Origin of the sequence: Streptomyces sp. NPDC002044, from assembly GCF_040296725.1 — a bacterium.
Classification (GTDB): Bacteria; Actinomycetota; Actinomycetes; order Streptomycetales; family Streptomycetaceae; genus Streptomyces; species Streptomyces antarcticus.
Map to the genome: position 1 here is coordinate 1 of NZ_JBEOXU010000158.1, position 13,109 is coordinate 13,109.

14 protein-coding genes are annotated in these 13,109 nt (G+C 74.4%); 7 read left to right on the forward strand and 7 right to left on the reverse strand.

Going from position 1 to position 13,109, the window contains the following annotated elements; genetic code table 11:
• Positions 1-654: peptidoglycan-binding domain-containing protein (locus ABT106_RS27265; protein ID WP_351282361.1), on the forward strand; the 654-nt coding region annotated here is incomplete at its 5' end.
• Positions 655-856: 202 nt separating this feature from the next.
• On the opposite strand, the gene ABT106_RS27270 is transcribed toward ABT106_RS27265, so the two are convergent.
• Together ABT106_RS27270 and ABT106_RS27275 are read right to left on the reverse strand one after the other, a co-directional pair.
• Positions 857-1,333, reverse strand: coding sequence for an isochorismatase family protein (locus ABT106_RS27270; RefSeq protein WP_351282393.1), 477 nt, complete (start codon positions 1,331-1,333; stop codon positions 857-859).
• Positions 1,334-1,424: 91 nt separating this feature from the next.
• Complete coding sequence (locus ABT106_RS27275) at positions 1,425-2,852, reverse strand: M1 family metallopeptidase (protein ID WP_502979487.1); 1,428 nt, start codon at positions 2,850-2,852, stop codon at positions 1,425-1,427.
• Between the two features lie 279 nt (positions 2,853-3,131).
• Here ABT106_RS27275 and ABT106_RS27280 point away from each other — a divergent pair, with 279 nt between their 5' ends.
• The 4 genes from ABT106_RS27280 to ABT106_RS27295 all read left to right on the forward strand — a co-directional run bounded on the left by ABT106_RS27280 (position 3,132) and on the right by ABT106_RS27295 (position 7,735).
• Positions 3,132-3,740, forward strand: coding sequence for a hypothetical protein (locus ABT106_RS27280; RefSeq protein ID WP_351282366.1), 609 nt, complete (start codon positions 3,132-3,134; stop codon positions 3,738-3,740).
• A gap of 265 nt (positions 3,741-4,005) precedes the next feature.
• A complete protein-coding gene (locus ABT106_RS27285; RefSeq protein WP_351282368.1) occupies positions 4,006-4,431 on the forward strand; it encodes a hypothetical protein in 426 nt (141 codons plus the stop codon).
• A gap of 72 nt (positions 4,432-4,503) precedes the next feature.
• The gene (locus ABT106_RS27290; RefSeq protein WP_351282371.1) at positions 4,504-5,511 is read left to right on the forward strand and encodes a hypothetical protein; all 1,008 of its coding nucleotides are present in this window, start codon (positions 4,504-4,506) and stop codon (positions 5,509-5,511) included.
• A 496-nt stretch (positions 5,512-6,007) separates the two neighbouring features.
• Complete coding sequence (locus ABT106_RS27295; RefSeq protein ID WP_351282374.1) at positions 6,008-7,735, forward strand: sigma-70 family RNA polymerase sigma factor; 1,728 nt, start codon at positions 6,008-6,010, stop codon at positions 7,733-7,735.
• A 33-nt stretch (positions 7,736-7,768) separates the two neighbouring features.
• Here the strand turns inward: ABT106_RS27295 and ABT106_RS27300 are convergent, their stop codons facing one another.
• A complete protein-coding gene (locus ABT106_RS27300) occupies positions 7,769-8,011 on the reverse strand; it encodes a hypothetical protein (RefSeq protein ID WP_351282376.1) in 243 nt (80 codons plus the stop codon).
• Between ABT106_RS27300 and ABT106_RS27305 the strand changes: the two genes are divergently transcribed.
• Both ABT106_RS27305 and ABT106_RS27310 read left to right on the forward strand, forming a co-directional pair.
• Complete coding sequence (locus ABT106_RS27305; RefSeq protein ID WP_351282379.1) at positions 8,010-8,192, forward strand: hypothetical protein; 183 nt, start codon at positions 8,010-8,012, stop codon at positions 8,190-8,192. The two genes, ABT106_RS27300 and ABT106_RS27305, sit on opposite strands and share 2 nt — an antisense overlap.
• A gap of 227 nt (positions 8,193-8,419) precedes the next feature.
• Positions 8,420-9,628, forward strand: coding sequence for an FAD-dependent monooxygenase (locus tag ABT106_RS27310; RefSeq protein ID WP_351282381.1), 1,209 nt, complete (start codon positions 8,420-8,422; stop codon positions 9,626-9,628).
• A gap of 94 nt (positions 9,629-9,722) precedes the next feature.
• Here the strand turns inward: ABT106_RS27310 and ABT106_RS27315 are convergent, their stop codons facing one another.
• The 4 genes from ABT106_RS27315 to ABT106_RS27330 are packed head-to-tail and all read right to left on the reverse strand — an operon-like array spanning position 9,723 to position 12,889.
• On the reverse strand, positions 9,723-11,111 hold the full coding sequence (locus ABT106_RS27315) for an ATP-binding protein (protein ID WP_351282384.1): 1,389 nt from the start codon (positions 11,109-11,111) through the stop codon (positions 9,723-9,725).
• Entirely contained in the window at positions 11,108-11,827 is a 720-nt protein-coding gene (locus tag ABT106_RS27320; protein WP_351282387.1) for a response regulator transcription factor, read from the reverse strand. The genes ABT106_RS27315 and ABT106_RS27320 overlap by 4 nt, the downstream gene beginning before the upstream one ends.
• Positions 11,828-11,865: 38 nt before the next feature.
• Positions 11,866-12,438, reverse strand: a complete 573-nt coding sequence (locus ABT106_RS27325; protein WP_351282389.1) for a hypothetical protein — start codon at positions 12,436-12,438, stop codon at positions 11,866-11,868.
• Between the two features lie 58 nt (positions 12,439-12,496).
• Positions 12,497-12,889: a thioredoxin family protein gene (locus ABT106_RS27330; protein WP_351282391.1), complete on the reverse strand. Its 393-nt coding sequence runs from the start codon at positions 12,887-12,889 to the stop codon at positions 12,497-12,499.
• Positions 12,890-13,109 lie beyond the last annotated feature (220 nt).

Below are 13,109 nucleotides of genomic sequence, written 5' to 3' on the forward strand. Positions count from 1 at the left end.
GGCGGCGGCGGAACCCCGGCGGGCGGCGGCGGGGGAGCGGCGCCGCCCCCGGCCGGGAACCCGCAGGCCGCGAAGCAGGGACCGCCCTGGCGGGCCGGCTACCAGGCCGACGTCGCGGTCCACTTCGCCCAGCTGCGGCTGGCGTCCCTCGGCAACAACGCCTGCACCCTGAAGGGGCAGTGGAAGGAGGGCGTGATCGACCCGCAGACCGAGGTCTCGCTCATCTGCTACCAGAAGGCCGTCATGGCCGACCAGAAGACCACCCGCGTCCTGACGGCCACCGACCAACTGGGCACGCTCGGCCGGGCCACCCTCGCGTCCATGTGGATGCAGGGGGTCACCGCCGACCGGCTGACCGGCGGATCGAAGAACTTCGAGGTCACCCGGCTCGACGCGGCGCTGCGCTGGGCGACCCAGGCCACCATTTCCGACAACGACCTCCAGGCGGACCGGGCCTTCGCGCAGCTCGGCGTCGACTACTTCAAGGCGGGCGGGAAGAACGGCGCCCCGACCGCCTCCGACAACAAGATCCGCGACCGGGTCGGCGAGTACCAGCGGTCCGTCAGCCTCCCCGTGACGGGCGTGGCCGACACCCGGACCGTCAACGCCCTGCTGGGCGGCTCGGTCAACGGGACCGGCCGCCCCGGCCGTTGACCCACGGGGCGCGCACCGGGCGCGCACCGGACGGTGAGGGGGGCGCCGGCGGCGAGGGGGGACGAGGGCGGGCGAACGCCGCACCGAGGCGGTCCACCCGCCGCGCGGACCCGCGCCCGCCCCCCTGCAGATGCTCCGCTGCCGCGCCTGACCTCCCCGGCCGTCGTCGTCCCCCCGGCCGTTCACCGGGCGACGCCCGCGGTCAGGTGTAGTCCCCGGTGTCGCGCACCGCGCCGAACCGGGGGAAGATCCGCTTCACGGAGAGGTCGTGCTCCTCGGCCTCGAAACCGGACAGCGCGTCGGCCACGAACTCCACTTCGTAGCCGTGATCGCTCGCCGTCCGGGCGGTGGACTCCACGCCCATCGTGGTGACCAGACCGGCGAACACCAGCGTGTCCACGCCGAGAGCACGCAGCCGCTCGTCGAGGCCGGTGCCGTGGAAAGCGCCGACGGTCCGTTTGACGACCGGCACGTCACCCGGCCGGGCGAGGCCCTCGGTGAAGCCGCTGCCGGGCGGCTGCACGGACACGTTCGGCCGCTCCACCCGGACCAGCAGCACCGGGCGGTCGGCGGCCCGGAAGGCGTCGGCGAGCCGGCGGCAGCGGCCGAGGACCTCCTCCCCGGAGTGCGGCGCGAGGGGCAGGGCGACGATGCGGGGCATCAGGTCGATGAGGATCAGCGCGGACGTCGCCGGGGGATCGTCACCAGGCCGTGGGCGCGGCGGAACACGCGGACAGCGCGGACGGCCCCCGCCGGGCGCGGGTCCGCCGTCACAGGATCCGGTGTTCCGTCCAGAACGGGCCGAGGTCGATCGCCGTCGACGCCTGCGCGGCGCGCACGAAGTCCGCGGTGGTGGCGACGCCCAGCCAGTGGTCCCGTACGTATCCGCGCAGCACGGCCGCCATCGCCGGTCCGCCCAGGACGCGTTCCAGGTCGTGCAGGGCGCAGGCCCCGCGCCCGTAGACGACGCGGTAGTACTCCGTACGGCGGCCGTCCGCGTAGTAGGCCAGGGAGCGGGTCAGGGCCGCCGTGTCGCTGGGCCACTCGCCCTGGTCGTCCCAGCAGGAAGCGGTGTCCTCCCGGTAGTACAGCTGGTTCGCGTACTGGGCGAACGACTCGTCCAGCCAGGGCGACGCGAACTGGTCGTTGCCGACGACGCCGTAGAACCACTGGTGGGCGATCTCGTGGACGACCGCCGACCCCTCCGGTTCGGTCCACAGCAGGACGAGACCCGGGAACTCCATGTTGCCGAAGGCGTCGAGCGTGTCGCTCATGACGAGGTCCAGCTCGCCGTACGGATAGTGCCCGAACCGCTTTCCGAACGCGTCGACCGAGCCGACTGCGTCCCGCAGGTCGACGGCGACGCCCTCGGCGGACGTGGTGGCGGTCCAGTACGCGTTCAGCCGCACCCCGCCGGGTGTGGTCACGGTCTTCGACCGGAAGGGCCCGGCCGCCCAGGCGAAGTCCCGCACCCCGCGCGCCACACTGGTGCTGACCGTGCGGCCGGGTGCCCCCGCACGCCGGGTCGTGGTGCCCGTCGCGGGGACGACGAGCGCGTCCGGGTGGTCGAGCACCACCCGGAAGTCACCGGCCAGGGTGTGGAAGCTCTCGCCGAAGCCGACGTCCGGGTCGAGATGGCGGCCCTGCGCGTCGCGTACGGACAACAGGGGCAGCGCGTTGCCCAGGTAGCGGTGCGCGCCGTCCCTGCCGAAGCGGTGGACGCGGTCCGGGACGGTGATCGCGACGTCGAAGGAGACGCTCGTACGGTCCCCGTACCGCAGCGGCGCGGACAGGTCGATCCGCAGCGCGGTGCAGCCGACGGTGAGCGGTCCCGGCGTGCCCCCGGCGACCCGGCCCACCCGGACCGGGGACGGACCGCCCGGGGCTCCGCAGCCGTCGGCGCCGTTGCCCCACAGACGTACGTCGACCGAACGCAGCGGAGTGCGGGCGGCATTGCGGAAGGACACCGTCTGGCGGCCGGACCAGTGCGAGCCGTCGGCGTCGCCGCGCAGCGCCACGTCGTACGAGGCGCGGTCCGGTGTGGCCGCCCCCGCGGTGGTGGCGGCGGAGTCCGCGGCGGCGGACTCCGCGGGCCCCTGCGCCGCGGCCGTCGCGGGAACGAGCAGCAGGACGGCGACGAGGGTGGACACCAACGCACGCCGATACCTGGGACACCGGGGATACCTGATCGAGGTCATGACAAGCACGCTAGAGCGCCGGTGCCCCCGGACGCGCGAGTTCCGGGCGCACCGGCCGTACCCCCGTCCCAAGCCCTCGACCAGCGGGACATCCCGGTTCTTTGTCAGCCGGTGACAAGACTGAACCCGCCGGGGACGGCCGCCGTATGCAGAGCGGGGAGACAGCATCCATCGAATCGAGGAGTGGCCATGTCCCGGAAAAGGACGATGAGTCGAACGAAGAAGCTCGTGCTCTCTGGTGTCGCGGGAGTCCTGGTGGCAGGAGGGGTCGTCACCACGATGGCGACCGGCAACGCCGCCGTCTCCGAGGCGGTGTGCCAGGGGTCGACGGTGACGCTGTCCGGTGAGGCGGGTGCGCCTGCGGCGAGCAGCGGGACGTTCCCGGTGGGCACGCGGCTGAAGGTGACGAATCTGGACAACGGCCGGGCGACGACGGTGACGGTGAGCGGCCCTTCGGGCAGTTGCGTGCTGCTGAACGACGCGGCGTTCGAGACGGTCCGCGAGCCGGGCAAGAACGTGATCCGCCGGGCCCGCGTGGAACGCCTGAGTGGTGGCAGTGGCACCCCCTCCGGAAAGGCGGGCACGGCCGGTCCCGCGGGCGCCGCGGCAACGGCGGGCGTGCGGGTGCCGCCGGCGACCGGCGAGGTGGTGTGTCAGGGGTCGACGGTGACGTTGTCGGGTGAGGCGGGTGCGCCTGCGGCGAGCAGCGGGACGTTCCCGGTGGGGACGAAGCTGAAGGTGACGAATCTGGACAACGCTCGCGTGACGACGGTGACGGTGAGCGGTCCCTCGGGCAGTTGCGTGCTGCTGAACGACGCGGCGTTCGAGACGGTCCGCGAGCCGGGCAAGAACCTGATCCGCCGGGCCCGCGTCGAACGCGTCGGCTGAGCCACCGGGGTACGTACCGCGCCGCCGGAGCCATGGGCGGGGAACGGCCGCGTCGCCGTCCCCGCCCATGGCGTCGGCGCCCCGTGCCTTTCCGGTGGGCTCTTGTGAAGCCGCAGATCAGACGGCCTTCCGTGGCGAACGGGTGAGGCTGCGGCCGGTGGTGAGCCCCGCCGGGCGTGTACGGCGCCGGCGCGGGCGTCTGTGGACAGAGTGAGGCGGGGCCGGCTCCGGCCCCGGACCTCAGGGATCGGAGAATCCGGTGTCGGTGAACGAGACGACGGGCGCGGAGCTCGCCGCGAAGCTGCTCCACGACGTGAGTGACGAGCACGTGCGCGCCGCCACCCGGCTCCTGGGCGCCCACCAGGACGGGTTCTGGCTGCGGCGCTTCACCGGCGACCGGGAGCTGACGAACCTCGTGGACCGGCCGCTGATCGGCAAGACCGCCGGGATCGACTGGGAGGCGCTCACCCGGCTGATGCGCACCCCGGGGTGGTCCCGCCGGGCCTCGGGCGGCGAGATCGCCGTGCTGGAGTTCGCGGTCTCCCTCGTCGGCGACTGCGCCGTAAACCTCCGGCAGGTCGTCCACGCGGTCGACGACAGCGAGCTCCGGCTCCTGCTGGGCGCCCTGCGGGAGGCCGCGCACGGACCGCGCGCACAGGACGGGGGAGGTTCCGGACCGGCGGTGGCCTGAGGCGATGGGCGGCGCGACGGACACCCTCTAGGATGCCTGGGTTCGACGAGCGGGGCATCGGGGGTGCGTGGCATGAGCGGGTACGGCAATGGCGGTTACGGCGGCGGCGGTTACGGCAGTGGCGGTTACGGCGGCGGTGGTTACGGTGACGCGGCGGCCGGCGGCGCCGTGAACCCGCCGCCCGGACGACCCTACGCCCCGCCGGTCCCCCGGCAGGGTTACCCGTACGGCCAGCCCGCTCCGCCGCCGGGTTACCCGTACGCCCAGCCCGCTCCGCCGCCGGGCTACCCGTACGCGCCGCCCTACCCGCCCGTGCCGCCGCCGCGGGAGCGGTCGCGGGCCCAGAAGATCCTTCGCGGCCTCTACAACCCCCTGTACGCCGCACGGAGTACCTTCCGGCCCTCGCGCCCCGGGATGGTCGACGACCGGGAGGTCCGCAAGCTCCAGTGGTGGCGGACCGGCCTGGGGCTCGTCGCCTGGGTGGGCCTGACCGTCACCTACAACGCCGTCGCGAGCGCCGACGGCATCCACGGGGTGGCGACCGAACGCCTCGACCAGAGCTGGTCCAGCGTCCTGGTGCTCGTCTGTACCTTCCCCGTCGTCGTCGGCGCCTTCGTGGCAGCCGCGCGGGGCGGCGGGCGCCGGGTGTACCTGCGCCGGTCCCTGCGCCCCCTCGGCTCGGTGCTGGCCATGATGCTGTCCATGGGCACCGCAGCCCTCGCCATGGCACCGGAGTTGGCGGGTGTGCGGGCCGCCGGCGGACTGCCCGGGAAGATCGTCATCGTCCTCATGTTCCTGTGGTCGATCGGCTTCGCCCTCTACGGCATGGGACTGTCGCTGGTACACGTCTTCCGCACCGCGGACATCCACGAAGTGCTGCCGCCGATCCTCGCCGCCATCCTGGTGTGGGAGATGGCACTCCTGGACCTGATCATCGGGTCCTACGACCAGGTTCCCCCGGGTGCCCGGGCGGCCTTCCTCCTCGGTGCGCCCGTCACGGTGACGGCCCTGTCGTGCTGGGAGCTGCACCGGCTGCGCCGCTACCACGGACTCACGCTCCGCACGGCCCTGCGGCGCTGACACCTCCCGCCGTCCGGCCCGCCGCACGCACTCGCGTACGCCCCCACCCGTGTCCGTTTCGCGCGAGCGGACATTCCGGTTCGCGTGATCCTCGGGACCGACTGGAGGCGGGAGGCGGGCGAGCCCCCGGAACGGAAGGCAGGGCAGGCGGCCTTGCCGACGGTCCTCCGACGGGTCGGCCGCCCCGAGCGGCGCCCGCCTCACCGCGCTGGCGAACACCGAACGGCAGCCTCAACCACCGTACGCGACAAGGGCGTTACCGGACGGCGGTGCTCTGCGTCGCTCCGGAGCCGGACCCGGCCACCCGGTCCCCGCCGCCGGTCCGACCGGGCCGGCCGGCGGCGGGGACCGGCCACGCCGATGACCGCCCGTTTGCCTGCAGCCCTGCGAGCGTGCACACTTGCGCGAATTCCGGTCGGGCGCAGCGCCGCACCTCACGACGGATGCGCCCGGAATCCGGCGCGCGGGTCATCAGCAAGCCAATCGGGAGCACGTGGTGAGTACCCCGGGCACTGCCCGTCAGCAGCATCTCCGAACCCTCAGCGACGGGGAGCTCTGCGCCCTGCTGCGTGGACACGGCACGGAGTCCGACGCCGAGTCCGACACCGGTTCCGATGCCGGTTCCGAGACCGAGTCCGACACCGCCGCCGCCGCCGACGTGCCGGGCGACACGACACGCGACGTGCCGGGCGACGTCAAGGGTGACGTGATGGGCGAGGTGTTCGCCCGTCACCATTCCTCGGTGCTCGCCTACGCCCGCACGTGCTGCCGGGACCAGGCCACCGCGCAGGACCTCGCCGCCGAGGCCTTCGCCCGTACCTACCGGGCCGTCGCGTGGGGCGCCGGACCCGAATACGCCTGGCGGCCGTACCTGCTGACCTGCGTGCGCCGCCTGGCGGCCGCGTGGGCGCGGGAGGGCGCCCGTACCCAGCTGTCCGAGGACTTCGAGGAATGGGCCGCGCGCCTTTCGGACGGCCAGGACGCCGGGGAGGCCCTCTTCTCGGCGGAGGAGGGGTCACTGGTCCTGCGCGCCTACCGGTCGCTGCCGGAACGCTGGCAGGCCGTGCTGTGGCACGCCGTCGTCGAGCACGAGCCGGCGGCCGAGACCGCCGGACGCCTCGGAATATCGGCGGGAGGCATCGGCTCCCTCGTCGCCCGGGCCCGGGAGGGCCTGCGGGAGGCGTACCTGCGCGCCCACCTGGCCCAGACCGCGAGCGACGAGTGCCGGCACTACGGGGGCCAGATCGCCGCCGCGCTGCGCCGGCCCGGCAGACGCCTCACCCGGGACCTGGGCCGGCACCTCCAGGGGTGCGACGACTGCGCCCGGGCCGAGCGCGACCTGCGCGACGTCAACGGCCGCCTGGGGGTGCTGCTGCTGGGCGGCATCCTGCTGTGGAACCCCGCCGCCTACCTCTCGGCCCTGGGCGGGAACGGCGCCCATCTCACCGCGGGCACGCTCGGCGGCACGCAACTCGCCGGAGCCCGGGCGGGCGCCGCGAAATGGGCCGCCGCGGTCGCGGTGGCGGGCACCGCGGTCACCGTGGTCGCCCTGCTGCCCGCCGACGCCGGGAACAGGTCCGGCCAGGCCGCCGCACCCGCCACGACGAGCACGGCTCCGGCCGCCCCGGTCCCGGTGGCCACACCGATCGCCGCCATCGGTACGCCCGCGTCGGGAACCGCCACCGCCACACCGCTCCCTTCCGCGTCCGTGTCCGCGTCCGCCACGGCCACCGCCGCGCCGCCCTCGCCGTCGCCCTCGATCTCGACCGGTTCCGTCGGCAGCGCCCTGGTCAACGTCGGCTCGGGGCTGTGCGTCGGCCTCGGCGCCGGCCCCGGAGGGCCCTTGCGGCTGGAGGAGTGCACCGGCAAGCCCTCCCAGGGGTGGGAGCGCCTGCCCGCCCGGCACCACACCCACCAGCTCCGCAACGCGGAGACCGGCACCTGCCTGGAAGGAAGCACCCGTGGCGGCAACCTCGCCGCGGTCACGCTGCGCACCTGCCGGTCCGGCGCGGACGCCGACAGCCAGCTCTGGCGGTTCGATCCGGACGGACGGGGCGGCGGGTACCGCGTCTGGTTCGTGCCGCGGGCCCCGCACAGCGACTACTCCCACCACCTGCTGGGCCCGCGGAACTGGCCCAAGGCCGACCCGCCGCGTCCGGGATCGGAACTGGTGCACCTGCCCGACTACTACCACTCCGTCAACCTGCTCTTCGCCCTGGGATGAGCCCCCGCGCGGGCCGGCGGTGTCGTCGGGGGCTCACTCCCGCGCGAGGAACTTCCTGAGGGCGTCGCGGTACTCCCGGACCTCCGGGAGCTTGGGGTGCCCGGGCCCGCCGACGCGCATGAGGGCGGTGACGGTGACGGCGTCGTGCGGGTGGCCGCGAGCGCGGCTGGGCCGACGGGCCGCGGACGCGGCCCGGAAGCCGACGGGCTGGGCCGACGGAGTGGGCAGGCCGGTGGGTCGCATCGGGCGGGCCGGGTGGGGGCAGGAGTCACCCATGCCGAATGCCATTCCTTCACCCGATGACGTCACAGCCGCCGACAGCGGTACGGCCGGAGCGGGAAGCAGCCCCCCGCCCGGGGCACACCCGGGGGCGCCGGCCTCGGAGCTGCTCGCCCTGCTCGACCGCCAGAACCGGCGCGAGCCGGACGTCATCCCGGGTCAGGAACCCCTGTTCTGACCGCGTACAGCCCGAAGCCGACGCGAGGGCCGGGAACACGCAGACGCAGACGCAGACGCAGACGGGCGTCCCGGCCCGGCGCGTCGGCGGGCTCCGGCCGGGTATCCGTAGAAGGGCTCCCGGGGATCTCCGGGAGCCCCGGGGCCCGGGAGCCCGGAACCTCCCGGCAGCGGGACGGGCAGAGGACGAGCCTCGGCCTGATCGCACCACTTCCTCGAAGGGCCGCCATGCGGACACCCACCGTCCTGATCTCCGGCGCGAGCATCGCCGGACCCGCGCTGGCCTACTGGCTGAACGCCCAGGGCTGGCAGACCACCGTCGTCGAACGCTTCGAAGGGCTCCGCGAGGACGGCCAGAACATCGACGTCCGCGGCGCGGGCCGGGAGGTCGCCCGCCGCATGGGCATCGAGGACGCCATCCGCGCGGCCTCGACCGGTGAGACGGGCACCGAGTTCGTCGACGCCGCCGGCCGCCCGCTCGCCCGCTTCGCGGCCGGAACGTCCGACTCGGGCGGCGCCACGGCCGAGCTGGAGATCCTGCGGGGCCAGCTGTCCCGCATCATCGTGGACCGCACCCAGGACGAGACCGAATACGTCTTCGGTGACCAGATCGCCGCCCTCGACGACGAGGAGGACGGGGTGACGGTCACCTTCGCCGGCGGCGCGACGCGCACCTTCGACGTGGTGGTGCTCGCCGAGGGCCTGCGCTCCCGCACCCGGTCGATGGTCTTCCCGGACACCGAAGCCGTGCGCGAACTCGGGTTCTACGTCGCCTACCTGACCATCCCCCGTACGGACGACGACACCGACCTGTGGCGCTGGCACAGCGCCGGCCGCGGTCGCAGCATCACCCTGCGCCCGGACAACCTCGGCACCGTACGGGCCACGCTCGCCTTCCTGTCCGACGTCCGGGGCCTCGACGAACTCGGCCGCGAGGGCATCGTCACGATCCTGCGGCGCACCTTCGCCGACGTCGGCTGGGTGGCGCCCCGCGTGCTCGCCGCCCTCGACGACGCCCCGCTCTACTTCGACGCCGTCGGCCAGGCCCGCATGCCGTCCTGGACCAGCGGGCGCGTGGCGCTGCTCGGGGACGCGGCCTACTGCTCGTCCCCGATCAGCGGGATGAGCACGAGCCTCGCCCTGACCGGCGCCTACGTCCTCGCCGGCGAGCTCGCCGCCCACCCGCACCGCACGGCGTTCGCCCGGTACGAGGCGCTCATGCGCCCGTACGTGGACCAGGCCCAGAAGCTCCCGCCCGGCACACCGCGCATCGCCAACCCGCGCGGCCGCGCCGGGCTCGCCACGATGAACACCGTCCTGAGGATCGCCGGCAGCCCGCCCGCCGCCCGCCTCGGCGGCCTGGTGTCGAGGTGGTTCACACCGCCCGCCGACGCGATCGAGCTCCCCGCCTACCCGCTCCGGGAGACCGCGCGCTGACCGCACCGCGCCGGCCGGGCCCGCCGCCCGCCGACCCGCCGCCCGCCGGGGGATGCCGGCAGGGCCGCGGTGTCCGGACCGTGCGGTGCCCGGCCTACCGTCCGCGGCGCCGGGAGATGCGGGAGCGGTGTCCGGACGGGGCCGGCGGGGCCAGGGAGAACGTCACGGTGATGTGCGCGCCTCCGAGCGGTCCACGGCTGACGCGCATCGTGCCGCCCGTCGCGTTCGCGGCCCGTTGCGCGATGTCGAGGCCCAGTCCCGTGGAGCCGGTGCTGCTCCCGCGGGAGAGGGCCCGGTCCGGTTCCGGGATGCCCGGTCCACCGTCCTCCACGATCAGCTCCACCGCCTGGGCCGTGCGGACGACGCGGACGCCGAGCGGGGTCCCGGCGGCGGTGTGGCGGAAGACGTTGCCGATGAGCGCGTCCACCACGGCGGCGACATCGTCGTCGGAGAGGCCGACGGCTGTGGGCTCCTGCGTGAGGTCGAGTGAGCAGGATCGGTCCTGCTGCTCCGCCAGGACCGTCCAGAAAGCGGTCCGGCGGCGGACGACCTCGGCCGCCTCGCAGTGCGGGCCCGGCGATCCGGCCCCGCCCGGCGGCCGGCCCCCGGACGCTTCCGCGCCGAGCATGCCCTGACCCATGGGACCCACGGCGAGCGGGGTGCGGGCCGCGGCGATGATGGCTTCCAGCTCCGCCTCCAGTTCGCCGACCGCCGACTCCACCCTGGCCGACTCCGCCGTACCGGCCATGCGCTCCGACGCCAGATGCAGGGCGGTCAGCGGGGTGCGCAGCCGGTGGGAGAGGTCGGCGACGAGTTCGCGTTCGACGGCGAGCAGTTCGTTCATCCGGTGGGCCATCGCGTTGAAGGCGACGCCCGCGTCCCGCAGCTCCCTGGGGCCCATGGGGTCCACGCGGGTGTCCAGGTCGCCCTGGCCGAGCGCGTGCGACGCCTGCGCGAGCCTCTTCGAGGAGCGGACGACCTTCGCGCCGAGCCGGTCGGCGACCAGGACGGAGCCGGCGATCAGCCCCACGGCGAGGAAGAGCATCACCGCCCACGACTCCTTCACCCCGCGGGTCAGGTCCGCCTCGGGGACGAAGTTCTCGATGACGGCGACCTCGTCGCCCGGCAGCACCACCGGCTGGAGGCAGATCCAGCCGTCCGGGATCTCCTGCGAGATCGCCTCCCGTCCCCGCTGCGCCCGCTCGAGCAGGGCGGCCGGCGCCTTGGAGCTGCCCAGGGCCCCCGATCCCGGCAGGTGCACCACCAGGTGCTCGGACGCGTCCAGGCTCGCCGCGGACTCCCGCAGGGCGGCCGGATCGGTCGTCAGGGTGAGCACCGGCGCCAAGGCGGCGGCACGCTGTTCGGCGGCTGTGACGCCCTGCTCCTTGACCAGCGACATCACCAGAGCGGCCAGCGGTATGAGGAAGGAGAGGGCGACCATGGAGGTCACCGCGAGGGCCACTCCGGCCAGTGAGCGTCTCACCGCGGAGCCACCAGCTTGATGCCGACGCCGCGCACGGTCAGCAGGTAGCGCGGGGCCGCCGCGCGTTCCCCGAGCTTGCGGCGCAGGGAGGACAGGTGCACGTCGACCGTCTGGTCGTCCACGTACGGCTCGCGCCAGACCTCGGTCAGCAGACGCCGCTTGGAGACGACCTGGCCGGTGTGCCGGGCGAGGAACGCCAGCAGGTCGAACTCCCGGCGGGTGAGCCGCAGCTCCCGCCCGGCCAGGTGCGCGGTCCGCGCTCCCGGGTCCACCGACAGGTCGCCCACCGTGGTGGAACGCGCCGGCTCGGCGGCCGCCGCCGCCCCGGCCGCTCCGGCGCCGGCGGGCGGCAGGCTGCCGGTGCGCCGCAGGACGGCGGAGAGACGGGCGAGGAGCTGGCCTCCGGAGAAGGGTTTGACCAGGTAGTCGTCGGCGCCCGCGTTCAGGAGGGCGATGATCTCCGCCTCGTCGTCGCGGGCGGTGGCCACCAGTACGGGTACGGAGGAGATCCCGCGGATCATGCGCAGGGCGTCCCCGCCGTCGAGGTCGGGCAGCCCCAGGTCGAGGATCACGGCGTCGACGGACGACTGCGTGACCTCGCGCAGCGCACCGAAGCCGTCGCCCGCGCTGCGCACGGCATACCCGTGTTCCGTCAGGACCTCGATCAGGGACTGGCGGATGCTGGGGTCGTCTTCCACGACCAGGACGCTCGGCATGCGGACACCTTAAGGGGCTCGTCGGGAGGGGCCACCCTTCAGGAGGCGGCGAACGTCGGGCCGCCGTCGGTGACGCGCAGGCGCACGGGGCGGTCGGACACCGGGATGGTGCAGCCGTCCCGCGTACTGCAGCTCGCGTAGCCGAGCAGGACGGTCGCCTCGCCGTTGCCCGAGGCGCGGACGGCCAGCGTCGTGGTGACCGGGCCGTCCGGATAGACGGGGACCGGGGCGTCGACCCCGGGCACCTCGATCGACCGCACCTCCGCGGCGGCCCGCAGGCGGCCCTCAGCTCCGAGGGCGCCGGTGACGGACACCGTGGTGGGCCGGCCCACGCCCTCGATGCCGGTGGGCGGCAGATCGGTGCTGTAGAGGTGGAACCCCCTGGATTCGGGCGTGAAGACCGCGGTGAGGGTCCCCTTCGACGCGTTCCAGTCGGAGACCGAGAGCGTGACGGTGACGCCGTTCTCGGAGAAGCGCGTCGTGGGCGCGGGTCCGCCGGACGCCCCGGCGGGCTCCCCGCCGCAGGCCACGAGGGCGGCCAGGGGGACGAGGGCGGCCGCGACGCGGGCCTTGCGGGAGCGCCTTACCCGGGTGGAAACGTTCATCCGCATGCCTCTGTTCGTGCGTCGCGTATCGGACCGCCCACGGGCGCGGCGGTGAACGGCGTGCTCACGGCGCCCACTTGCGCAGGAAGGAGCCGATGCCCTCCGCTGTCAGGGGCGGATTGCCCGTGACGTGCGTGTCGGTGCGCGGAGTGCCGGACGGCGAAACGACCACCAGGACGGGCATCGTGTACGTCCCGCCCGAAGGGCTGTACTTGCGCAGGAGCGCCGAATTGGCGGAGTTGTCACCGCCGATGTCGACCTTGACGAGGTGGTACGAGGCCCCGAGCAGGGCCGAGGTCTGCGGCTGGGCGAACACCTTGTCGGCGGCCTTGCAGTTGCCGCACCAGTTCGCGCCGAAGTCGAGCAGGACCATCCGTCCGTCGGCCTTGGCCGCGCGCAGGGCCGCCTCGATCTGCTTCTGGGCGTCGGCCGAACCGTCGTAGCCGGGGCCGGGCACGCGGGCCGGCGCGGGCGCCGCGGACGTCCGCGGAGGCTTGGAAGGCGTCCCGCCGGCGCCGCCGGTGCCGGAACCGGATCCGGTGCCCGTACGGGTACTCGTACGGGAGGGGCCCGGCGAGGAGCCGGCCGGCGGGGCCGTGGCGGACCCGGACACCGGCGCGGACGGCGAGGCCGACGGGGCCGGGGGCGCCTCGGAGGACGCGCTCGCCGAGGCCGTC

Coding starts and splice junctions, on each gene's coding strand:
- ABT106_RS27310 (WP_351282381.1), top strand. CDS start 8,420: ATGCGGACACCCACCGTCCTGATCTCCGGCGCGAGCATCGCCGGACCC.
- ABT106_RS27290 (WP_351282371.1), top strand. CDS start 4,504: ATGAGCGGGTACGGCAATGGCGGTTACGGCGGCGGCGGTTACGGCAGT.
- ABT106_RS27320 (WP_351282387.1), bottom strand. CDS start 11,827: ATGCCGAGCGTCCTGGTCGTGGAAGACGACCCCAGCATCCGCCAGTCC.
- ABT106_RS27275 (WP_502979487.1), bottom strand. CDS start 2,852: ATGACCTCGATCAGGTATCCCCGGTGTCCCAGGTATCGGCGTGCGTTG.
- ABT106_RS27300 (WP_351282376.1), bottom strand. CDS start 8,011: ATGGGTGACTCCTGCCCCCACCCGGCCCGCCCGATGCGACCCACCGGC.
- ABT106_RS27305 (WP_351282379.1), top strand. CDS start 8,010: ATGCCGAATGCCATTCCTTCACCCGATGACGTCACAGCCGCCGACAGC.
- ABT106_RS27280 (WP_351282366.1), top strand. CDS start 3,132: ATGGCGACCGGCAACGCCGCCGTCTCCGAGGCGGTGTGCCAGGGGTCG.
- ABT106_RS27325 (WP_351282389.1), bottom strand. CDS start 12,438: ATGCGGATGAACGTTTCCACCCGGGTAAGGCGCTCCCGCAAGGCCCGC.